Here is a 21,858-nt window from a genome sequence, read left to right as displayed (position 1 = left end):
CAGTGTCTCTAATAGCTGATGTCTGTGACATGATTATTCAATTATCTTCCTAGATATGGTTGATTCCAAGACCGAGTGTCTCATGCTCCTTGCCCTTTATGGGCGCACCGATGGTGCCATAGAAGCATACGGCGATCCATTCCCCCTCGGCATCCTCCGGGTACGGACGCCCCCTGACGACCGAAAAGGACAGGCCTACAGTACGCATGACTTCACCCACACTCAGTTTGCCGCGAGTTACTCCTTCGGCCGCTTCGATGATCGCATGGTAGAGTGCATGCGTCTCCCGATACATTTCCCCATCGATCAGCCCGTTACGTTTTGCAGCCGTCTCCACGGACGAGATGACCTTCTTCAGATCCATCGATCCGACTTTTCCTGTAGTCACTCTGAAAGGTTCGTACTCCGGCATCAGTTCGATTGCCGTATCGCTACCCATCAGGGCGACGAGTGTCGCATATTTGCCAAATTCGCGCTGTTGATTCGGATTCATTGATCTACCTCTTTAAAATCGATCTATGGTTATTTAACTGATTGACTAATGACTACCCTTATTATAGCGCTTTCATGAAAGAAGTGCAATTTGTCATTCAATAAAAAGACCCTGGCCAAAGGCCAGGGTCGTAATCATCCGGGAATTACCGCTATTCTTCGGCATCTTCCCTTGGTTCAGTATCTGCAGCCTCGGAATTGTCGAGCTCGAGTGTTTCCTCTTCAAGCTCTTCCTTGACCTTGGCCACCGTCGCCACGTGCTGATCTCCTGTCATCTTGATCAGTCTGACGCCCTGGGTGTTCCTGCCGGTCGTGGAGACTTCTTCCATGACCAGACGGATGATGACCCCATGGTTCGTGACGATCATCAGATCTTCATCACCGTCGATGGCGGCGATATAGACAAGTTTTCCGATGCGTTCCGTAAGGTTGGCCGTCTTCACACCCATGCCCCCGCGTCTAGTGATTCGGTATTCCGCCTCAGGTGTGCATTTTCCATAGCCATTGTCGGTTACAACAAGGATGGACTGCCCTTCGGACAGGACGTCCAGTCCGATTACGTAATCCTCTCCGCGCAGCTTGATGCCTTTCACTCCTGCAGCCGTCCGGCCCATCGTCCGTATCTGTGCTTCAGGGAATCGGATCAGGTTGCCGTCCCGCGTTCCGAGGATCACTTCCTTGGAACCATCCGTGAGACGGACAGCGAGCAGTTCATCATCGCCCCGGAAGGAGATCGCAATCTTACCATTCTTATTGATGCGTTCGAAGTTGTCCAGCGTCGAACGTTTCACAAGTCCATTCTTCGTGGCGAATACAAGGAACTTATCTTCCGTGTCCTCATCCTTCACCCCGATCATGGTGCTGATGACTTCACCCTTGTCGATTTCCAGCATATTGACGATCGGTATGCCTTTCGACTGGCGGGAAAGTTCAGGGATTTCGTAGCCTTTCAGACGATATACCCGGCCCTTGTTCGTGAAGAACATGATGTAGTCATGGGTGCTCATCGTCACAATCTGGCTGACGAAGTCGTCTTCGATCGTGTTCATGCCCTGTACGCCGCGTCCACCCCGATGCTGTGCCCGGTAGGTGGAGGATGGCAGGCGTTTGATATAGTTGTTGTGACTGAGTGTCACGACGATCTGCTCTTCCGGGATAAGGTCTTCATCTTCGATGTCGGACAGGCTGCCGAGCGTAATTTCGGTCTTGCGCTCGTCACCGTACTTCTCCCTGATTTCAGTCAGTTCCTCGCGGATGATTTCAAGCAGTTTGTCATCATCTGCAAGTATCTCCTTCAAGTACTGGATCGTCTTCAGTATTTCATTGTACTCATCCTCGATCTTGCCGCGTTCAAGTCCTGTGAGGCGTCTGAGACGCATATCAAGGATTGCCTGGGACTGACGCTCAGACAGGTTGAACTCTTCCATCAATCCATTCTTTGCCGCTTCATCATTCTGTGATCCGCGGATGAGTGCGATGATTTCATCGATGTTATCGAGTGCAATCTTCAGTCCTTCCAAGATGTGGGCACGATCTTCTGCACGCTTCAGGTCGAACTTCGTCCGTCTTGTGATGATGACCTTCTGGTGTTCAAGATAGTGGGCGAGGATTTCCTTCAGACCCATTATCTTCGGCTGGCCTTTAACAAGTGCCAGCATATTGATGCCGAAGCTTGTCTGCAGTGGTGTCTGCTTGTAGAGGTTGTTCAGGATGACGTTGGCATTCTTGTCCTTGCGGATTTCTATGATGATTTTTACGCCTGCCGACAGACTCGTTTCATCCCGCAGATCGGTGATGCCCTCGATTTTCTTTTCCCTTGCAAGTTCAGCAATCTTTTCGACCAGTCTTGCCTTGTTGACCTGGTAGGGAATTTCAGAGACCACGATGCGCTCCTTGCCGTTGCTCATCATTTCAATTTCACAGCGTGAACGCATGATGACGGAACCGCGTCCTGTCTCGTAGGCCTGTCTGATGCCGCTTTTTCCGACAATCAGGCCGGCAGTCGGGAAGTCCGGGCCCTTCACATGCTCCATCAGTTCGGGCAGGGTGATTTCATTGTCTTCAGCATATGCCAGCACCGCATCGATGACTTCCCTCATATTGTGCGGGGGAATGTTCGTCGCCATGCCGACTGCGATGCCACTGGTTCCATTGACGAGCAGATTCGGGAATCTCGAAGGGAGTACGACGGGTTCGCGTTCATTGCCGTCGTAGTTGTCCTGGTAGTCGATGGTATCCTTGTTGATATCACGCATCAGCTCCATGGAGATCCTGCTCATCTTCGCCTCGGTGTAACGCATTGCTGCAGCGCTGTCGCCGTCCATGGAACCGAAGTTCCCCTGACCGTCGACGAGCGGATAGCGGTAGCTGAAGTCCTGTGCCATACGCACCATGGCATCATATATCGAGGAGTCGCCGTGGGGGTGGTATTTACCCATGACATCCCCGACGATTCTTGCGGATTTCTTATATGGCTTATCGGACGTCATTCCATTGTCATGCATGCCGTACAATATTCTGCGGTGGACCGGCTTCATGCCATCCCGCACATCCGGCAGCGCTCGGGATACGATGACACTCATCGCATAGTCGAGGAAGGAGGTCCGCATCTCTTTGCTTATATTGGTTGATTTCAATCTGTCCGTACTATCACTCATTCAAAATAACCTCCACTGATTAAACGTCAAGATTTTGGACGTATAATGCATTTTCTTCAATAAAGTTTCTCCGGTGCTCAACGATGTCACCCATCAGCATTTCGAACGTCTGGTCTGCATCGACCGCATCTTCAAGCGTCACCTGGAGCAGTGTCCTGAAGCTCGGATCCATCGTCGTTTCCCACAGCTGATCTGCATTCATCTCACCAAGACCCTTGTACCGTGCCAGGGAAATCTTCGGCGTGTCACTGAGTTCATTGCGCAGGGATTCAAGCTCCCTGTCATCGAATACATAGTATTTGTTCTTGCCTTGGGTGACTTTATAGAGTGGCGGCTGGGCAATATATACGTAGCCCGCTTCGATGAGCGGTTTCATGAAACGGTAGAAGAAGGTCAAAAGCAGTGTCCGGATGTGCGCACCATCGACATCGGCATCCGTCATGATGACAATCTTGTGGTAGCGCGCTTTGGACAAATCGAACTCTTCTCCGATGCCGGTACCGAGCGCCGTAATCATGGACCGGATCTCATTGTTGTTCAGAATCTTGTCGAGACGCGCCTTTTCAACGTTCAGTATCTTACCGCGGAGCGGCAGGATGGCTTGGGTGGTGGAGTTGCGTCCGGCCTTGGCGGAACCGCCGGCGGAATCCCCCTCGACAATGAACAGTTCGCTCTTTGCAGGGTCCTTGCTCGAACAGTCGGCCAGTTTACCCGGCAGGCTGGATATTTCGAGCGCGGATTTCCTGCGCGTCATCTCCCGGGCCTTCTTCGCTGCCACCCTTGCACGCTGGGCGGTAAGGCCTTTTTCCACAATGGTTTTGGCAGCGGCCGGGTTCTCGAGAAGGAAGCGTTCGAAACCTTCACTGAAAAGCTGATCGGTGATCAGCCTTGCCTCCGAGTTGCCGAATTTCGTCTTCGTCTGCCCTTCGAACTGCGGGTCCGTATGCTTGATGGACACGACAGCCGTCATGCCTTCGCGGACATCCTCGCCGCTCAGACGGTCTTCGCCATCCTTGATGATGCGATTATTGAAGCCATAGTTGTTGATGACTTTTGTCAGTGCCCGCTTGAAGCCGTCTTCATGTGTGCCGCCTTCATACGTATGGATGTTATTCGCATAGGACATCAGTGTGGAGTTGTAGCCGTTGTTATACTGCAGGGCGATTTCCACTTCCACTTCGTCCCTTTCGCTGTGCATATAGATGACTTCATCATGCAGTATCTCGCGCGTCTCGTTCATCTGCTCGACATATGACTTGATGCCGCCCTCATAGTAGTACTGGAAGGAGACGTCCTCCTCGCCCCGTTCATCGAACAGGTTGATTTCCAGCCCCTTATTCAGGAAGGCGAGTTCCTTGATGCGTTTCTGAAGCACTTCGATATCGTATTCCGTCGTCTCTGTAAATATTTCATCATCCGCCTTGAAACGGATTTCAGTACCTGTCTTGTCCGTCTCGCCGATGACCTTCAGATCAAAATCGGGTACGCCCCTCGTATAGCTCTGGTGATGGATCTTTCCGTCGAGGTGCACATAGACCTCAAGCGTCTTACTCAGCGCATTGACCACGGAGGAACCGACGCCGTGCAGGCCGCCGGACACTTTGTATCCGCCGCCGCCGAATTTACCACCGGCGTGGAGGACCGTCAAAATGACTTCAACCGCCGGACGGCCCATCTTCTCCTGAATATCCACCGGAATGCCCCGGCCGTTGTCGGTCACCCTCACCCAGTTGTCCTCTTCGACTGTGATGTTGATGCGGTCGGCGTGACCTGCCATCGCCTCGTCGATGCTGTTGTCCACAATTTCCCATACTAGATGGTGCAGCCCCTTTGAAGCTGTTGAACCGATGTACATTCCGGGGCGTTTACGTACCGCCTCCAGTCCTTCCAATACCTGTATCTGCTCGGCGCCATACTGTTCCATATTCTTTTCAGCCATATTATCACCTTCCATTATACTTTCACCTTGCCATCTTCTATGCCAAGTGCCTGCATCTCATCCATAATCGCATGGTTGATGTCGCTGATCGACGTTGTTGTAACGAACGTCTGGACCCGGTTGCGTATCGAGGTCAGGAGATGGGACTGCCGCGTCTCATCCAGTTCACTCAATACATCATCCAGAAGCAGGATCGGGTACTCCCCGATTTCCTCATTGATCAGTTCAAGTTCGGCCAGCTTCACCGACAGGGCGGTCGTCCGCTGCTGACCCTGTGAGCCATACGTCTGGACATCAAAATCGTTGATATAGAACGCAATATCATCCCTGTGCGGGCCGATCAGGGCCTGGCCCCGTTCAATCTCCCGGTCGAGCGTATCTTGAAGGAGCCTCCTGAGCTCCTGCTCAAGTGCACCCACTTCGGTCGCTTCGTACTTTATATTCGGCTTGTATCTGACAGCCAGGATTTCCTGGCCGTTCGATATATCCGAGTGTATCTTCCGGGCATACTTTTCAATCGTATCCACGAATTGCTGCCTCTTTAAAATAATTAAACTTGCATAGTATGCAAGTTGTTCATTCAATACATCGATCATGACCCGATCGACATTCTTCTGTTTTAGGTAGTTGTTCTTCTGGGCCAGGACCTTCTGATAGCCGCTCAGCATATTGATGTACACTTTTGAAATCTGGCCGCATTCCATATTGATGAATTTGCGCCTGATCTGCGGGGACCCTTTGACGATGTTGAGGTCTTCCGGAGCAAAGAGCACCACATTCAAGTGTCCGATATACTGACTCAGCTTCGATACTTCCATATGATTGACCTTCGCCCGCTTGCCCCTGCTGCTGACACTCAGGGAGAGGGGCAGATTGCTGTAGGAAGTCGTTATATTGCCATTAACGAATGCCTCATCCTGGTTGAATCGTATCAATTCCTTATCTTTTGAAGTCCGATGGCTTTTCGCCAGCGCAAGGAAATAGATCGATTCGAGCAGGTTCGTCTTGCCCTGGGCATTCCGTCCGATAAAAATATTAAGTTTTGGATGAAATTCGAGGTCCAGTGTTTCATAGTTCCTGAAATTCCCAAGATGTATTCGGTTTAAGATCATCGGGAATATTCTATCCTAAACTGGCCGAATTCCCCCAGATCCACTTCGTCACCTTCATGCAGCTTCTTGCCTCTGCGGTTTTCCGGCTCTCCGTTCAATAGCACTTCATTCTCCTGCAGGAACCATTTGGCCTCTCCGCCGGTCCCTATGATGCCTTCGTGCTTCAGGAATTGTCCTAATGTAATGAGTTCGTCAAATCGGATACTTTCCATGCACTCATCCTCCTTAATCTCACTACTATATTATACTACATTTTCGGATAAATTTCACTCCAAACGCCCAAATAAAGCCATAGGAGCGTTCAAGGGCGCAAATAAGGTGTTTCCCCCTGGAAATATAAAAAGCGACTGAGACCCCCTTTTTTTAGTTTCTGGGGCTCAGTCGCAGATTTCACTCGATATTAGTATGTCCGGATTGGCAGGATCAGCTGGACGACTGCATCCGATTCAGCCGCCTTCAGTGTGAATGGACGCATCGTGCCGAAGAATTCGATGACGACTTCATCATCATTGATCGCTTTCAGCGCATCCATCATGTATTTGGAGTTGAAGGAGATCTTCAAATCTTCACCTTCCACTTTTCCGGTATTGATATCTTCATGCACCGTACCGACTTCCGGTGAGTTGGATGACAGCGCGACACCGCCATTTTCCACACTCATGCGGATGACATTGTTGCCGCCTTCACGCGCCAATAGGGATACACGGTCGATCGCATGGTAGAACTCTCCATTGTTCACCGTGACCTTCGTTTCGTAGTTCTCCGGGAACAGGCGGGACGTGTCCGGATAGTTCCCTTCAAGCAGCCTGGAGATGAAGCGCATGTTTCCATAGCTGAACAGTACCTGGTTCTGTGAGAAGTGGATCTCCACTTCATTATCGGAATCATTGATGATCTTGTTCAGTTCCGTCAGTGATTTCCCCGGGATGATCGCATGCATGCTGTCCATCCCGAACTGGTCGCCTTCAAGCTTCCTGAGGGCGAGCCTATGGGAATCCGTGGCAGTGAACTGGATGCCGCTCTCCTGAAACTGCCAGTTTACACCTGTAAGTACTGGACGTGTTTCAGAGAGGGAAACTGCGAAGTTTGTCTGGTTGATGATGTTCTTCAGAACGGTTGCTGGCAGTATGATGCTTTCCTCATCGTTGACTTCAGGAAGCAGCGGATATTGGTCCGGATCGTTTCCACTCAGATTGAATTCAGACTGGGAAGCTGAAATCTTTGTCTGGAATGCATCGTTCGTTTCAAGTTCTACAAAATTGCCGGACAGTTTTTTGATGATATCCACAAAGAATCTTCCTGAGAGTACAACGGTACCTGTTTCATGTATTTCAAGAATTTCTTCATTATCAATTTCGGTGGGAATGGTGATTTCAATAGAAATTTCAGAATCACTACCAGTAAGAAGCAAATGATCCTCTTTCACTTCAATTTTTATGCCATTGAGAATCGGCAATGTCGTCCGGGGAGAAATTGCCTTGAGACAATGATTCAGCTGTTCGATGAAATACTGGCGGTTAATACTGATTTTCATAAGTTAATGACTCCTTATATATATTGATTAGTATTTTAAGTAATAACAGTAGTAAGGCCTGTGGATTTGTGGATAAGTTCATTGAGGCCAGACCAGGCGAGTTATCCACATGTTGGTAAACTGTTTGTTACAGTGTAACATTTATCCACAGTGTGCACATCTTTAATTGATACGGTTTTCTACCTCTTCCAGCTCCTGTTTGAAACGTTCATCCTCTGTAATCATCTTCGAAATCTTTTCATGGGCATGGATGACGGTGGAATGGTCCCGTCCGCCAAAAACCTCCCCAATCTTCGGCAGCGAATAATCGGTGAGTTCCCGGGCGAGATACATCGCAATCTGTCTCGGAAAAGCAATCGATTTTGTCCGTTTTTTGGAAGCGAACGATTCGATCTGGATATCATAGAATGAAGCGACCGCCTCCTGGATATCCGTAATCGTAATCTTCTTCGATTTTGACTGGGTGACGAGATCCTTGAGTGCTTCCGAGACCATTTCGGGCGTCAGGGGCTGGTTGACAAGCTTGGAGTACGCGGCCACACGGGTCAGGGCCCCTTCGAGTTCCCGGATATTCGTATGGATGTGATTCGCGATGTAGATCATCGCCTCATTCGGAATCTCCACTTTTTCCTCTTCACACTTCTTGCGGAGAATCGCAATTCTTGTCTCAAGGTCGGGTGGGGTGATATCAGTGATCAGACCCCATTCAAAGCGGGATCTGAGCCTGTCCTCGAGCGTCGGGATCTCCTTTGGGGTACGGTCGCTTGAGATGACGATCTGCTTGTTGTCTTCATGGAGCGCATTGAACGTATGGAAGAACTCCTCCTGCGTCGATTCCTTGCCTGCAAGGAACTGGATATCATCGATCAGCAGTACATCGACATTGCGGTAGCGGTTCCTGAACTCCTCGGTCTTGTTGTCACGGATCGAATTGATGAATTCGTTGGTGAACTTTTCGCTCGACAGATAAGCTACTTTCGCGTTTGGCCGATGCTCGAGCACATAGTGGCCGATGGCATGCATGAGGTGGGTTTTGCCGAGGCCGACACCGCCATAGATGAAGAGCGGATTGTAGGCTTTGGCCGGGGCTTCGGCCACGGCGAGTGACGCTGCATGGCTGAAGCGGTTCCCGTTTCCGATGACGAATGTTTCAAAAGTATTGTTTACATTGAGCTGGTTGTTCACGGGGACTTCAGGTTCGGGCGCCGTCCTTTCCGGAAGCTTCGCCGGTGTCTCCTCTTCCTCGGTGACAATTCTGATCTCAGGTTTTTCTCCCATGACCTCGAACAGCTGCTCCTGGATGAGTCCACTATAGTTCTTTTCAAGCCAGTCCCTCTGAAACTGGGTATCCGCTTTGATCACAGCCGTTTCATTGTCCAGGTGGATCATTGAAGTATCCTGGAACCAAGTCTGGTAGCTTGCATTGGCAATGGTCCCTTTGATGCCTTTCAGCGTATTCTCCCAGATTTCCTTAATACTACTCATACGATTGTCCTCTTTTCCTATTCACATAATCACAGTGTGTGGATAATCATTTCCACAGCGTTGAATAACTATCCACAGGTTACTCACATTCTGTGGACAAACCTTGTTGCCAGGACGCCTTTTCCACAAATTTATATTCAAAATTATAACGAAAAACATTAGGAATATCAACAGTTTCAAAAAGATATGCACAATATCGATAGTTATCCACAGGGTATCTGTAAACACTTGTGAAACTGGGGATAACCTATTCAAAAGGGTGTGGAAAAGAAATATCCACAATATAGTTATCCACACACATTGTCAACAGTGTGGGTTATCCACATTACGGAGTTCTCAAATCCAGGTGAAAAATGTATTGAAATCTGCAAGGGCATCTGTTATTCTTTAATAGTTACAATTCTAAAAGCTATACACAGGCAATAGGTATCATGGAGGTGTATTTAATATGGTAAAACGTACTTACCAGCCAAATAAACGTAAGCACAGCAAAGTGCACGGTTTCCGTAAAAGAATGAGCACAAAGAACGGCCGTAAAGTATTGGCCCGTCGTAGAAGAAAAGGTAGAAAAGTACTTTCAGCCTAATCCTCAAGATCATCTGAATAGGTGATCTTTTTTTGTGTAGCAAGGCAGCTTTACATTTTACCACTTGCGCCGGAGGCCGCCGGATATTGCTGGCGCCAGTGCTGAGCACAAGGGGACTTTTCAATGTATATGGCGTGCTATAATGACGGTGGATTTTATATAATGAAATATCATATGTGAGAGAGCGTACTAATGATGAAAAAGAGATTCAGAATTAAAAAAGAACGTGATTTCCAGCTCGTCTTCAAAAAGGGCAGGTCGTATGCAAACAGGCAGTTCGTCGTATATCTGGCCGACCATCCGAAAACCGATCATATGAGGCTCGGCATCAGTGTGTCCAAACGACTTGGCAACGCTGTAAAGCGCAATAAGATCAAGCGGCGCATACGGGTCTTCTTCCATAAGCACCAGGAGCGGCTGAAGCCGAGGGAGTATGTCGTCATTGCCAGGCAGCCGGTCAGCGACATGGATTATCATCAGATGGAAAAATCATTATTGCACGTGCTGAAAATCGCAAAATGTATAAAATGATACGGGGGTTACCGCCATGTACAGAGTTTACACAGATGAAACTGTTGATCGTGCAATCGCCAAAGGCCTTGAAGAACTGAAAGTTACGGAAGCGGATGTCAAAATCGATGTCGAAGAGGAAGGGAAGAAGGGGCTTTTCGGCTTCGGCAGAAAAGATGCCGTCGTCAGACTGACCATCATAAACCCTGAACTCAAGATGTACGAATCGATTGAAGCCCTCATCGCAAGGGATGCGGAGAAGACGGACAGCATCGTCGCTGAAGAAGAACCGGAAGATGATGGGGCACCTGATTCCGTCACTGAACCTTCCGATTCAATGGAAGAAAATGAAAATGAAGAAGCGGATGTCATCGATACGGAGGAACTCGAGCACGTTCCTGCCCAGGATGATGCCATGGATGAAGATGTGCGCGTCCAGATTCCCATCGAAGAAGCGGCGGAACAGACAAGAGCCTACGTGGAGCAGATCATCCAGGACATGAATATAGAAAGAACGAGTGAAGTCGAAGTGGCTCAGAATGAAGTGCGCATCGAACTGTTCTCGCCGATGGCAGCCAAGCTGATCGGCAAGCGCGGCGTGACGCTAAATGCATTGCAGGAAGTGGCACAGCAGTTTTTCAATTCGATATACAAGAGTTACGGTGTCATCACACTGGATGTAGAGGACTATCGGGAGAAGCGGCGTGAAACACTCGAAAATCTTGCAGTCAACATGGCGAAGAAGGCAAAGCGGACAGAGGGGCCGGTGAAGCTCGAACCGATGCCTTCCTTTGAACGGAAGATCATGCATCACGTGCTGAGCACTATTGAAGATATTGAAACGTATTCGGAAGGTGCAGAACCGAACCGTTATATTGTGATAGAAAAGAAGTAAAGGAGCATTGCATCATGCAATTAGAAACAATATCCAGCATCTCCACTCCGGTGGGCGAAGGTGCAATTGCGATTGTGCGTCTCTCGGGCGTGGATGCAGTGGAAATCGCAGACCGTCTTTATAAAGGCGCGAACCCGCTGGAATCGGTGGATTCGCATACAATCAACTACGGCCATATCGTGGACCCGGATACCGGGGAGACCGTGGAAGAAGTCATGGCGGCAGTCATGAGAGCGCCCCGCACTTATACGCGAGAGGATATCGTTGAAATCAATTGCCATGGTGGCGTACACACGGTCAACCGCGTGCTCCAGCTGACACTGAAGCATGGGGCCCGCATGGCGGAGCCGGGGGAATTTACGAAACGCGCCTTTCTCAACGGCAGAATCGACCTGTCCCAGGCTGAAGGCGTGATGGATTTCATCAGGTCCAAGACGACGGAAGCATCGAAAGTTGCGAACCAGCAGATGCAGGGCAGGTTGAAAACGCATGTCGAGGGGCTGCGCCAGAGCATCCTCAACATACTGGCACAGGTGGAAGTGAACATCGATTATCCGGAGTACGATGATGTCGAAGAGGCGACCACTTCATTCCTCGAGGAGGAGGCCCAGAAGGTCAAGGATGAGATCAGGAAGCTGCTGAAGAGCAGTGCCCAGGGAAAGATCTTGCGGGAAGGCTTGAGCACTGTCATCGTCGGAAAGCCGAATGTCGGGAAAAGTTCCCTGCTGAACTATCTGATTCAGGACAACAAGGCCATCGTGACCGATGTGGCAGGAACAACACGCGACATACTGGAGGAATACGTGAACGTCAACGGCATTCCGCTCAAGCTCATAGATACGGCAGGTATCAGGGACACCGATGATATCGTTGAGAAGATCGGCGTCGAACGCAGCCGCCAGGCACTGAAGGAAGCGGAGCTCATCCTCTATGTATTGAACAACAATGAACCGCTCACGGATGAGGACATAGAAATCCTCGATTCGATGTCGGATCAGAATGTCATCAATATCGTCAACAAGCTGGACCTCGAACCGAAGCTCGATGTCGAAGATCTTCAGTCGAGGTATCCGGATATGCCGGTAGTCAGAACATCCATCATCAATGGAACGGGTGTGGATGACCTTGAGGAACGGATTGCAAGCCTGTTCTTTGAAGGTGAAATCCAGTCCGTGGATTCCACCTATGTATCGAACAACCGTCATATCCACCTGCTCGAGCAGGCGGCATCAGCGATATCCGATGCGATAGACTCAGCCGGAATGGACGTACCGGTGGATATAGTACAGATCGACCTTGTCAAAACGTGGGAACTGCTCGGAGAAGTGATTGGGGAAGATGTCAGCGAACAGCTGATCGACCAGCTCTTCAGCCAGTTCTGTCTTGGAAAATAAAAGGAGGAGAACTATGACAGATAATATGAAATACGATGTTGTTGTCATCGGTGCAGGCCATGCGGGCGTAGAAGCAGGGCTCGCTTCTGCACGAAAAGGGCTGAAGACGCTGATGTTGACAATCAACTTGGACAATATAGCGTTCATGCCCTGCAACCCTTCAGTAGGGGGACCTGCGAAAGGGATCGTCGTCCGTGAAGTGGATGCACTCGGTGGACAGATGGCAAAAGTGATCGACAGGACGCATATACAGATGCGCATGCTGAATACCGGCAAAGGACCGGCAGTCCGTGCCCTCAGAGCCCAGGCCGATAAAGTGCTCTATCAGCAGGAGATGAAACGTGTACTGGAGGACGAGCCAAACCTTGATATCCTTCAGGGCATGGTGGATGAAATGATTGTTGAAGACAGTGAAGTCAAAGGTGTCAGGACGAACATCGGCACCATTTATGAAGCAAGGGCCGTGATAGTCACGACAGGCACCTTCCTGCGTGGGGAAATCATACTCGGCGACCTCAAGTATTCCAGTGGACCGAACCACCAGATGCCTTCGGTGCCCCTTGCGGATCAGATGAAGGATCTCGGTTTCGAGATCGTCCGCTTTAAGACGGGAACACCGCCGCGGGTCAATTCGGACTCCATCGACTACTCCAAGACGGAGATACAGCCCGGAGACGATGTACCACGTGCCTTCAGCTTCGAAACAACTGAATTCATCATGGATCAGCTGCCTTGCTGGCTGACCTACACTTCGGAAAATACGCATATGATCATCAATGACAACCTGCATCTTTCTGCAATGTATTCGGGCATGGTCAAAGGCACAGGACCCCGCTACTGCCCATCCATCGAAGACAAGATCGTGCGCTTCAACGACAAGCCACGGCACCAGATCTTCCTGGAGCCGGAAGGCCGGAGCACGAAAGAGGTCTATGTACAGGGTCTCTCGACGAGCATGCCGGAGAATGTACAGCGCGAGATGCTCTCATCCATTCCAGGACTTGAGAATGCCAGGATGATGCGTGCAGGCTATGCCATCGAATATGATGCGCTCGTTCCGACGCAGCTGTGGCCGACACTTGAAACGAAGAAGATCACGAACCTCTATACTGCCGGCCAGATCAACGGAACCAGCGGTTATGAGGAAGCGGCCGGACAGGGACTCATCGCGGGCATCAATGCAGCGAGCAAACTGCTCGGGGAAGAGGAGCTGGTACTCAGCCGTTCCGATGCCTACATCGGCGTCCTCATCGACGATCTTGTGACGAAAGGAACGAATGAACCGTACAGGCTGCTGACGTCAAGGGCGGAACACCGTCTGCTTCTGCGTCATGACAATGCAGACATGCGCCTGACGGAAATCGGCCATCGCATCGGGCTCATTTCAGATGAAAGGCTTGAGGCATTCGAGACGAAGAAGCGGCATATCGAAGAGGAATTCGAGCGACTGAAGAAGATCCGCATCAAGCCGAATGCGCATACCCAGGCCATTGTGGAGAAAAGGGGCGGTACAGCACTGAAGGATGGGATTCTTGCCATCGATCTGCTCAGACGTCCTGAAATGGACTATGCCTCCATCATGGAAATACTGGAAGAGGAAACGACACTCACCCAGGAAGAATATGAGCAGGTTGAAATTCAGGTGAAATATGATGGCTACATCAAGAAGTCACTCATGCAGGTAGACAAGGTGAAGCGCATGGAGAAGAAGAAGATACCTGCGGATATCGACTATGATGCGATCCACTCGCTCGCCACAGAGGCAAGGGACAAGCTGAAGACCGTCAAACCACTCGATATCGCCCAGGCTTCCAGAATTTCAGGGGTCAACCCTGCGGATATTTCGATCCTCCTCGTCTATATTGAACAGGGCAGCATCCAGCGGGTGGAAGCATGAAGGAAGCCCAATTCATAGAGGCACTGCGACAGCAGGGCATCATATTGGACGATAGCCAGATCGCCCAATTCAGAAGATACTTCGAAATGCTGGCCGAATGGAATGACCGGGTGAACCTGACTGCCGTAACTGATGAAGCAGGCGTCTATCTGAAACACTTCTATGATTCGCTGACGCCGCTCTTCCATGTGGATATTCCTGAAAATGCAAGCATATGTGACGTCGGGGCGGGGGCGGGCTTTCCAAGCATCCCGCTGAAGATCGTCAGACCCGACCTTAAAGTGACGATAGTGGATTCATTGAACAAACGCATACTGTTCCTGAATGAACTGACGGCAGAGCTCGATCTGGACAAGATCCATCTGGTCCATGACCGGGCGGAGACATTTGCACAGGGTGCCCAGCGTCATATGTTCGATATCGTGACGGCCCGTGCCGTCGCCCAGCTGAATGTGCTGGCGGAGCTCTGTCTGCCACTCGTACGCACAGGGGGCAGGTTCATCGTATTGAAAGGCAGAAAGGGCATCGAGGAGCTGGAGGAAAGCCAATTCGCACTGGACCTCCTTGGAGGTGAGCTTGTGGATACCCACAACTTCACCCTTCCGGAGGAGGACAGCGAACGCCATATCCTCGAGATCGTGAAGAAGAGGAAGACTCCGAAGAAGTATCCGCGAAAGCCGGGTACACCAAACAAATCTCCATTAAAACAATAGGCAGGTGGTGCACGTGAAAAAACCATTTTCAAGACTTTTCGGCTTGATAGACAAAAGTGAAGATCAGCAGGAGAATGTATCCCTGCAACACTTGCCGATGGAAAATATCGTACCGAACCGTTATCAGCCGAGGACCGCATTCGACCGCGACCGCATACGTGAACTGGCGGACTCCATAGAGGAGCATGGTCTCCTGCAGCCGATCACTGTCCGTCCGATAGAGGAGGGCATGTTTGAAATCATTGCAGGGGAGCGCAGGTTCAGGGCGCTGAAGATGCTCAACCGTGAAGAAGCGGAGGTCATCGTGAAATATCTGACCGATACCGAATCCGCAGCGATTGCACTGATAGAAAACATACAGCGGGAGAACCTCTCCAGCATAGAAGAGGCGAAAGCCTATAAGAAGCTCCTCAAGATGGACGGCATCACCCAGAAGAATCTTGCGCAGAATCTCGGCAAGAGCCAGTCCTTCATCGCCAACAAGCTGCGTCTCCTGAAATTGTCCGATGAGGTGATCGAAGCCCTCCAGAAGCAGGAGATCACCGAACGCCATGCAAGATCCCTCCTCAGCCTGGAGGATGCGGGTCAGGAAGAGATGCTTGAAGACATCAGAAAGCAAAAAATGACGGTGAAAGAGACGGAGCACGCAGTCAAGAAGAGGCTGAAGCACGTCAATGATGAACTGGATTTCGATGAGGACATGTCCTTCATACTGAACGACCTCAACCGCGAAGTGGACAGGCTGAAGGACAAGGGATTCAATGTATCCTATGAGTCGGCCGATGAGGATGCGTTCCATGAAGTGACGATCAAGATCTATAGATAGACACTCACTGTGTGGGTGTTTTTCTTATGTTACAATGGGCAGGTTGGCTGATATAATGACAGCATGTGATTTTATACTTATGAGAACCCTGCACTGGAGGTAGTGGCGCATGGCAAGGCAAAAAGGACTGGGAAAGAGCCTGGGAAAGGGACTGGATGCTTTATTTTCCAGCAGCAAGGAAGGTGAGACGGTCATCGAACTCAAAATTTCCGAAATCAGAAGAAATCCCTATCAGCCCCGTATGGAGTTCAATGAGGAGAAGCTCAGGGAACTGGCGGATTCCATTGGAACGCATGGCGTAATCCAGCCCATCGTGGTGAGGAAATCGGTCAAGGGCTACGATATCGTGGCAGGGGAAAGAAGGTACAGGGCATGCAGTATGCTCGGCAGGGAAACCATTCCCGCAATCGTCAAGGAGATGACGGATACCGAAATGATGGAGCTTGCCATCATTGAGAACCTGCAGCGTGAAAACCTCAACCCCCTGGAAGAGGCGATGAGCTACCGCCAGCTGATGACCACCTTGAATATCACCCAGAATGAGGTCGCTGAGCGGCTGGGCAAATCACGGCCCTATATCGCAAATATGCTGAGACTGCTCAACCTGCCGAATGCCATCAGACAGATGATCAATGACGAGATGCTCTCAGGCGCACACGGAAGGACACTTCTGGCACTCAAAGACCCCCTCCAGATGGAACGCGCCGCAAAACACGCCATCGACGAAGGATTGAGCGTCAGAGCCCTCGAAGCCCATGTCAAAAGTCTGCAGGAAGGGCCTGTCAAGAGAAAGCAGAAGCAAGACAAGCCGAAGTTCATAGAGAAGCATGAGACGATGCTTAAGGAACAGTTCGGAACGGCAGTAGAGATAAAGAAGAAGCGGAAAAAAGGAACGATATCATTCGAGTTCAGGAATGAAGAAGAGTTCAAACGGCTCATCTCCATGCTGGAAGACAAGTAAACTGGAAAGTGAAGGTGGAAGCAGTGTTAGCGAATATACTGATGACAACAGCTGATGAATCGTTCATGTTCATCAGTGAAATTATGGATAATTTGAGCGAACCTGAGCTGTGGATAAGCATCGCTTCAAAGGTGATACGGGCACTCATACTGCTCATTGCGGCGATGATTCTCGTCAGAATCGCCAACAGGATGATCGAGAATTTCTTCAAGGTCAAATCGAAGTCCCGTATGAAAGGGAACAACAAGCGCAACCAGACGTTGATCAACGTGCTGCAGAATGCCGCTACGGTATTCATATGGTTCGTCGTCATCATGATGGTCCTTGAAACGTTCAGCCTGCCTGTAAGGACGCTCCTCGCCGGTGCCGGAGTCGTCGGTCTGGCAATCGGTTTTGGTGCACAGAGCCTTGTGAAGGACATGATTACGGGGTTCTTCATCATTCTCGAGAACCAGTTCGACAAGGGCGACTTTGTCAGGGTGAACACTTCCGGTACGACGGTCGCCGAGGGTGAAGTGCTGTCCCTCGGCCTTCGTGCATCCAAAATCCAGGGATGGGAGGGCGAACTCTTCATCATCCCGAACGGCACCATCAACGAAGTCGTCAACTTCTCCCGCTACAATGCGATATCCATGCTGGATATGAATGTTTCGGTGGAAGAGGACCTCGATGCAGTCGAGGATATATTGGAGCGTTTCTTTGAAGCCCGTTGGCAGGAAGAGGAGATGCTTGTCTCCAAGCCCGAAATCCTTGGGCTGCAGGGCATACAGAATGGTGAAGCCATCATCCGGGTAATGCTCGAGACACAGCCGATGGAGCACTTTGGGGTGACACGCCGCATGAGAAAAGCGATCAAGAACCATCTTGAGGACAAAGGCATCTATATCTCCGTACCTAAAATGGACATACAGGATTTTGATGATAAAATGGCTAAAGATGAAGGTGAGTAATCATGACAAAAGAATATGGTCTGAATGATATCGTTGAAATGAAGAAGCCGCATCCGTGCGGCAGCAGGCTGTTCTCCATCACCCGCATGGGGGCGGACATCAAGATCAAGTGCAACCAGTGCGACCGGGTCATCATGATGCCGCGTCGTGATTTCGAAAAGAGAATGAAAATGGTAAGAAAAAAATATGAAGCATAAAGGTGATTATAAATGGCTCTGACAGCAGGGATCGTCGGGTTGCCGAACGTCGGCAAATCGACATTATTCAACGCAATAACCAAAGCAGGTGCACTCGCGGCAAACTACCCTTTCGCCACCATCGATCCGAATGTCGGCATCGTTGAAGTGCCGGACGAGAGATTGAATGTACTGACTGAAATTGTCGAACCGAAAAAGACCATTCCTACAGCATTTGAATTTACAGATATCGCAGGCATTGTCAAAGGTGCATCCAAAGGTGAAGGACTGGGCAACAAATTCCTCGCCCACATCCGCGAAGTGGACGCGATATGCCAAGTGGTACGCGCATTCGATGACGAGAATGTCACACACGTATCCGGCAAGGTCGATCCGATTGATGATATCGAAATCATCAACATGGAACTGATTTTTGCGGACCTGGAAAGTGTGGAGAAACGGATACCGCGCCTCGAGAAGATGGCGAAGCAGAAGGATAAGGATTCAATGGCTGAACTTGCATTGCTTTCCAAGATCAAGGAAGGGCTTGAGAACGACCGTCCGGTCAGGGCCCTTGAATTCACAGCTGAAGAGGCGAAGCAGGTCAAGAACCTCCATCTGCTGACGCAGAAGCCGATGCTGTACGTTGCGAATGTGGCCGAAGAAGAACTCGGCAATCTCGAACAGAATGAATACCTGAAATCCATCGAAGCATATGCAGAAAAAGAAGGCTCTGAAGTCATCGTGATTTCTGCAAAAGTGGAAGAGGAGATTGCGGTGCTGGATGAGGATGAGAAGGAGATGTTCCTGGAGGATCTCGGCATAGAGGAGTCCGGACTGGATAAGCTCATCAAAGCCGCATATAACCTGCTAGGTCTGGCAACATACTTTACAGCAGGCGTCGAGGAAGTCCGGGCATGGACCTTCAGGGAAGGCATGTCGGCGCCCGAATGTGCGGGCATCATCCACACTGATTTCCAAAAAGGCTTCATCCGTGCAGAGACGGTAAGCTATGATGATCTGGTGGCGAATGGCAACATGGCGAAGGCCAAGGAGGCGGGCAAGGTCCGTCTGGAAGGAAAGGACTATCTCATGAAGGACGGGGACGTCGTCCATTTCAGATTCAATGTGTAAAAATGATTGTAAAAAGAACCGATCACTGGTATAATATCGGATTGTGAGTAATGAAAATTATTCCTTGCTTATTTCTACGGAAATGGGCCGCTAAAGACCATAAGGAGGTGTAGAAGATGAGAGCATATGAAATACTATATGTGATTCGCCCAAATATTGAAGAAGATGCGAAACAGGCGCTTGTTGAGCGTTTTGACAACGTTTTGACTTCACAAGGTGCGGAAATCGTCGAATCAAAAGAGTGGGGTAAACGTCGTCTTGCTTATGAAATCGAAGATTTCAGCGAAGGCTTTTATCACATCATCAAAGTGAATGCTGATGTGGAAGCCACAGATGAATTCGATCGTTTGGCCAAAATCAACAATGATATCATTCGTCATATCATTGTGCGCGATGAACAAGCTGAAAAATAGTAATAATACAATGGAGTTGATTACATGCTGAACCGTGTTGTATTGGTAGGGCGTCTTACGAAAGACCCCGAACTGAAAGTCAGTCAAAGTAATATATCTGTAGCGACCTTCACTCTGGCAGTCAACCGTCCGTTCACAAGTGCGAACGGCGAACGTGGGGCTGACTTCATCAACTGTGTCGTTTTCCGCAAGCAGGCGGAGAACGTTAATCAGTACTTGAAGAAGGGCAGTCTGGCGGGAGTCGACGGCAGATTGCAGAGCCGTTCCTATGAGAACAAAGAGGGTCAAAGAGTATATGTGACTGAAGTAGTGTGTGATAGTGTGCAGTTCCTGGAACCTAAAGTACAAGGGCAAGGCAGTAATCAACAGTATAATAATTCCGCAGATAGCTATCAGAATGCGTACGGTAACCAGTCCACTGGTTCAAGACCGGCACCTCAGAAATCCAGACAGGATTCAAAAGAGGAGAATCCATTTGCCAATGCAGACGGACCGGTTGACATCAGTGATGACGATCTACCATTCTAATCCATACCCCAAAATCGGGTATGAACGATAGACGTGTGAAAAGTGTGTGTGTGCATGTGTAGGATATAGTGTGTGTATCCTATGCCCGAGGCATTCCGGTTAACCCGGAATGCCTTTTTTAATTCACAATAATCGTCACCTGGCATATTCTCTAAGGGAGGAGAAATGTTTATAATGACAATTAAGCATACATTTAGATTGGAGAGCTTTTATGAAAAAGGGTGCTTTGGCATGGATAGGCATGGTGTGCATGCTTTTAATAATGATGGGGTGCAGCAACAGTGCAACAGGGAACAGTGGACAGGAGGTCACCATCTCGGCAGCGGCAAGCTTGAGCGATGCGATGGAGGAAGTCGCAGCACTCTATGAAGAAGCGCATCCGGATGTAGACCTGTCCTTCAACTTTGGAGGATCGGGTTCCCTGCAGCAGCAGATCTCCCAGGGCGCACCGGCCGACCTGTTCATTTCGGCGGCAGAGGATAAGTTCCAGCTGCTGCTGGATGAAGGAGTGATAGATCCTTCAGCAAACACGGAATTCCTCGGGAACTCCCTTGTGCTCATCACCCCTGAAGACGGGAAGGCACTTGCCCCGGAGGACCTCAATCACATTGGGAAGATTTCTATCGGCACACCGAGTGCTGTCCCTGCAGGCATGTACGCGAGGGAAGCATTGGAATCCCTGGACATCTTCAAGGAGGTAGAAGAAGATATCGTCTATGCAAAGGACGTGAGACAAGTGTTATCTTATGTAGAGACGGGGAATGTTGAAGCAGGAATCGTCTATCATACGGATGCCCTTTTAAGCAGTAAGGTGAAGGTTGTCCATGAATTTCCGGCCTCCCTCCATACGGCCATCACATACCCTGCAGGTGTGGTGGAGGATTCCCCAAATCATGAAACCGCTGTGGAATTCTATGAATTCCTTCAATCTGAAGCGGCTCTAAAGGTGTTTGAAGCATATGGATTCACTGTTCAGTAACATTACATTTGAAGAATTCCTGGATCCGATCCGGCTGTCGATCCGGGTTTCCATCCTGGCCTTCATCATCGTTCTCATTTTAGGTACGCTCATGGGCAAATGGATGGCGGACAAAAAATTTCCCGGGCAATCAATTGTCGAGACCCTCATCATGCTGCCGCTTGTACTGCCACCGACAGTCATCGGTTTTCTGCTGATCGTGATCTTCGGCAACAATAGTCTGATCGGTGGCTGGATCACCTATATTTTCAACCAGCCCGTCATCTTCACCTGGTATGCTGCGGTAATCGCAAGCGCTGTCGTCGCCTTCCCCCTGATGTACCAGTCTGCCAAAGCAGGGTTTCAGAATATTGATAGAGATATTGAAGAGGCGGCCAAAGTGGATGGGGCGACCAGTCTGCAGACATTCTTCAGCATCTCCATCCCTCTTGCCTCAAAAGCCTTGATGGCCGGAGGTATACTGAGCTTCGCCAGGGCGCTTGGAGAGTTCGGTGCCACGCTGATGTTCGCCGGGAACATACCGGGCAGGACACAGACTGTGCCTACAGCGATATATATCGCTCTGGATTCCGGAAAGACGACTCTTGCCTGGATGTGGGTCATCACCATCGTCGTCATCTCATTCATCATGCTCTTCATTGTAAGGACGAAAAGCAGCAATGCTTAATTGTGTGATT

The 21,858-nt window shown here is 49.9% G+C and carries 22 protein-coding genes; 15 read left to right on the top strand and 7 right to left on the bottom strand.

Annotated features, from left to right (window positions below):
- Positions 1-49: 49 nt before the first annotated feature.
- From hutP to dnaA, 7 genes are all read right to left on the bottom strand, one after another.
- Positions 50-493 (bottom strand): histidine utilization transcription antiterminator HutP, encoded by a 444-nt coding sequence (gene hutP / locus BO53_RS0106750; protein ID WP_031546781.1) that lies wholly within the window; start codon positions 491-493, stop codon positions 50-52.
- 151 nt (positions 494-644) lie between these two features.
- The gene (gene gyrA, locus BO53_RS0106745; RefSeq protein ID WP_031546780.1) at positions 645-3,149 is read right to left on the bottom strand and encodes a DNA gyrase subunit A; all 2,505 of its coding nucleotides are present in this window, start codon (positions 3,147-3,149) and stop codon (positions 645-647) included.
- 19 nt (positions 3,150-3,168) lie between these two features.
- Positions 3,169-5,103 (bottom strand): DNA topoisomerase (ATP-hydrolyzing) subunit B, encoded by a 1,935-nt coding sequence (gyrB, locus tag BO53_RS0106740; protein WP_425414482.1) that lies wholly within the window; start codon positions 5,101-5,103, stop codon positions 3,169-3,171.
- Positions 5,103-6,200 (bottom strand): DNA replication/repair protein RecF, encoded by a 1,098-nt coding sequence (gene recF, locus BO53_RS0106735; RefSeq protein ID WP_031546776.1) that lies wholly within the window; start codon positions 6,198-6,200, stop codon positions 5,103-5,105. Before recF ends, gyrB begins: the two co-directional genes overlap by 1 nt.
- Positions 6,197-6,412, bottom strand: coding sequence for a S4 domain-containing protein YaaA (gene yaaA / locus BO53_RS0106730; protein ID WP_031546775.1), 216 nt, complete (start codon positions 6,410-6,412; stop codon positions 6,197-6,199). The genes recF and yaaA overlap by 4 nt, the downstream gene beginning before the upstream one ends.
- 188 nt (positions 6,413-6,600) lie before the next feature.
- Entirely contained in the window at positions 6,601-7,734 is a 1,134-nt protein-coding gene (dnaN, locus tag BO53_RS0106725; protein WP_031546774.1) for a DNA polymerase III subunit beta, read from the bottom strand.
- A 162-nt stretch (positions 7,735-7,896) separates the two neighbouring features.
- The gene (gene dnaA / locus BO53_RS0106720; RefSeq protein WP_031546772.1) at positions 7,897-9,219 is read right to left on the bottom strand and encodes a chromosomal replication initiator protein DnaA; all 1,323 of its coding nucleotides are present in this window, start codon (positions 9,217-9,219) and stop codon (positions 7,897-7,899) included.
- Positions 9,220-9,667: 448 nt separating this feature from the next.
- On the opposite strand from dnaA, the gene rpmH reads away from it, so the two are divergent.
- The 15 genes from rpmH to modB all read left to right on the top strand — a co-directional run bounded on the left by rpmH (position 9,668) and on the right by modB (position 21,848).
- Positions 9,668-9,805 carry a 50S ribosomal protein L34 gene (gene rpmH, locus BO53_RS13730; RefSeq protein WP_000240855.1) on the top strand — a complete coding sequence of 46 codons (138 nt, stop codon included), beginning with the start codon at positions 9,668-9,670 and terminating at the stop codon, positions 9,803-9,805.
- 195 nt (positions 9,806-10,000) lie between these two features.
- The gene (rnpA, locus tag BO53_RS0106715) at positions 10,001-10,336 is read left to right on the top strand and encodes a ribonuclease P protein component (protein ID WP_031546770.1); all 336 of its coding nucleotides are present in this window, start codon (positions 10,001-10,003) and stop codon (positions 10,334-10,336) included.
- A 16-nt stretch (positions 10,337-10,352) separates the two neighbouring features.
- Entirely contained in the window at positions 10,353-11,210 is an 858-nt protein-coding gene (gene jag, locus BO53_RS0106710) for an RNA-binding cell elongation regulator Jag/EloR (protein ID WP_031546769.1), read from the top strand.
- A gap of 14 nt (positions 11,211-11,224) precedes the next feature.
- Positions 11,225-12,604 carry a tRNA uridine-5-carboxymethylaminomethyl(34) synthesis GTPase MnmE gene (gene mnmE / locus BO53_RS0106705; RefSeq protein ID WP_031546768.1) on the top strand — a complete coding sequence of 460 codons (1,380 nt, stop codon included), beginning with the start codon at positions 11,225-11,227 and terminating at the stop codon, positions 12,602-12,604.
- A 13-nt stretch (positions 12,605-12,617) separates the two neighbouring features.
- On the top strand, positions 12,618-14,501 hold the full coding sequence (gene mnmG, locus BO53_RS0106700) for a tRNA uridine-5-carboxymethylaminomethyl(34) synthesis enzyme MnmG (protein WP_031546767.1): 1,884 nt from the start codon (positions 12,618-12,620) through the stop codon (positions 14,499-14,501).
- Positions 14,498-15,214 carry a 16S rRNA (guanine(527)-N(7))-methyltransferase RsmG gene (gene rsmG, locus BO53_RS0106695; protein WP_031546766.1) on the top strand — a complete coding sequence of 239 codons (717 nt, stop codon included), beginning with the start codon at positions 14,498-14,500 and terminating at the stop codon, positions 15,212-15,214. The genes mnmG and rsmG overlap by 4 nt, the downstream gene beginning before the upstream one ends.
- Positions 15,215-15,227: 13 nt before the next feature.
- Complete coding sequence (locus tag BO53_RS0106690; protein ID WP_031546765.1) at positions 15,228-16,040, top strand: ParB/RepB/Spo0J family partition protein; 813 nt, start codon at positions 15,228-15,230, stop codon at positions 16,038-16,040.
- Positions 16,041-16,149: 109 nt separating this feature from the next.
- The gene (locus tag BO53_RS0106685) at positions 16,150-17,001 is read left to right on the top strand and encodes a ParB/RepB/Spo0J family partition protein (protein ID WP_084184952.1); all 852 of its coding nucleotides are present in this window, start codon (positions 16,150-16,152) and stop codon (positions 16,999-17,001) included.
- A gap of 23 nt (positions 17,002-17,024) precedes the next feature.
- A complete protein-coding gene (locus BO53_RS0106680; protein WP_245608211.1) occupies positions 17,025-17,951 on the top strand; it encodes a mechanosensitive ion channel family protein in 927 nt (308 codons plus the stop codon).
- 2 nt (positions 17,952-17,953) lie between these two features.
- The gene (locus BO53_RS0106675; protein WP_031546760.1) at positions 17,954-18,148 is read left to right on the top strand and encodes a DUF951 domain-containing protein; all 195 of its coding nucleotides are present in this window, start codon (positions 17,954-17,956) and stop codon (positions 18,146-18,148) included.
- A gap of 12 nt (positions 18,149-18,160) precedes the next feature.
- A complete protein-coding gene (gene ychF / locus BO53_RS0106670; protein WP_031546759.1) occupies positions 18,161-19,261 on the top strand; it encodes a redox-regulated ATPase YchF in 1,101 nt (366 codons plus the stop codon).
- A 116-nt stretch (positions 19,262-19,377) separates the two neighbouring features.
- Complete coding sequence (rpsF, locus tag BO53_RS0106665; protein ID WP_031546757.1) at positions 19,378-19,674, top strand: 30S ribosomal protein S6; 297 nt, start codon at positions 19,378-19,380, stop codon at positions 19,672-19,674.
- A gap of 24 nt (positions 19,675-19,698) precedes the next feature.
- The gene (ssb, locus tag BO53_RS0106660) at positions 19,699-20,202 is read left to right on the top strand and encodes a single-stranded DNA-binding protein (protein ID WP_031546756.1); all 504 of its coding nucleotides are present in this window, start codon (positions 19,699-19,701) and stop codon (positions 20,200-20,202) included.
- A 211-nt stretch (positions 20,203-20,413) separates the two neighbouring features.
- Positions 20,414-21,181, top strand: coding sequence for a molybdate ABC transporter substrate-binding protein (gene modA, locus BO53_RS0106655; RefSeq protein WP_031546755.1), 768 nt, complete (start codon positions 20,414-20,416; stop codon positions 21,179-21,181).
- Positions 21,162-21,848 carry a molybdate ABC transporter permease subunit gene (gene modB, locus BO53_RS0106650; RefSeq protein ID WP_031546753.1) on the top strand — a complete coding sequence of 229 codons (687 nt, stop codon included), beginning with the start codon at positions 21,162-21,164 and terminating at the stop codon, positions 21,846-21,848. Before modA ends, modB begins: the two co-directional genes overlap by 20 nt.
- Positions 21,849-21,858 lie beyond the last annotated feature (10 nt).

It is taken from the genome of Salinicoccus luteus DSM 17002, assembly GCF_000712035.1.
GTDB classification, from domain to species: Bacteria; Bacillota; Bacilli; order Staphylococcales; family Salinicoccaceae; genus Salinicoccus; species Salinicoccus luteus.
This window is presented reverse-complemented; position numbering and strand designations above follow the sequence as displayed.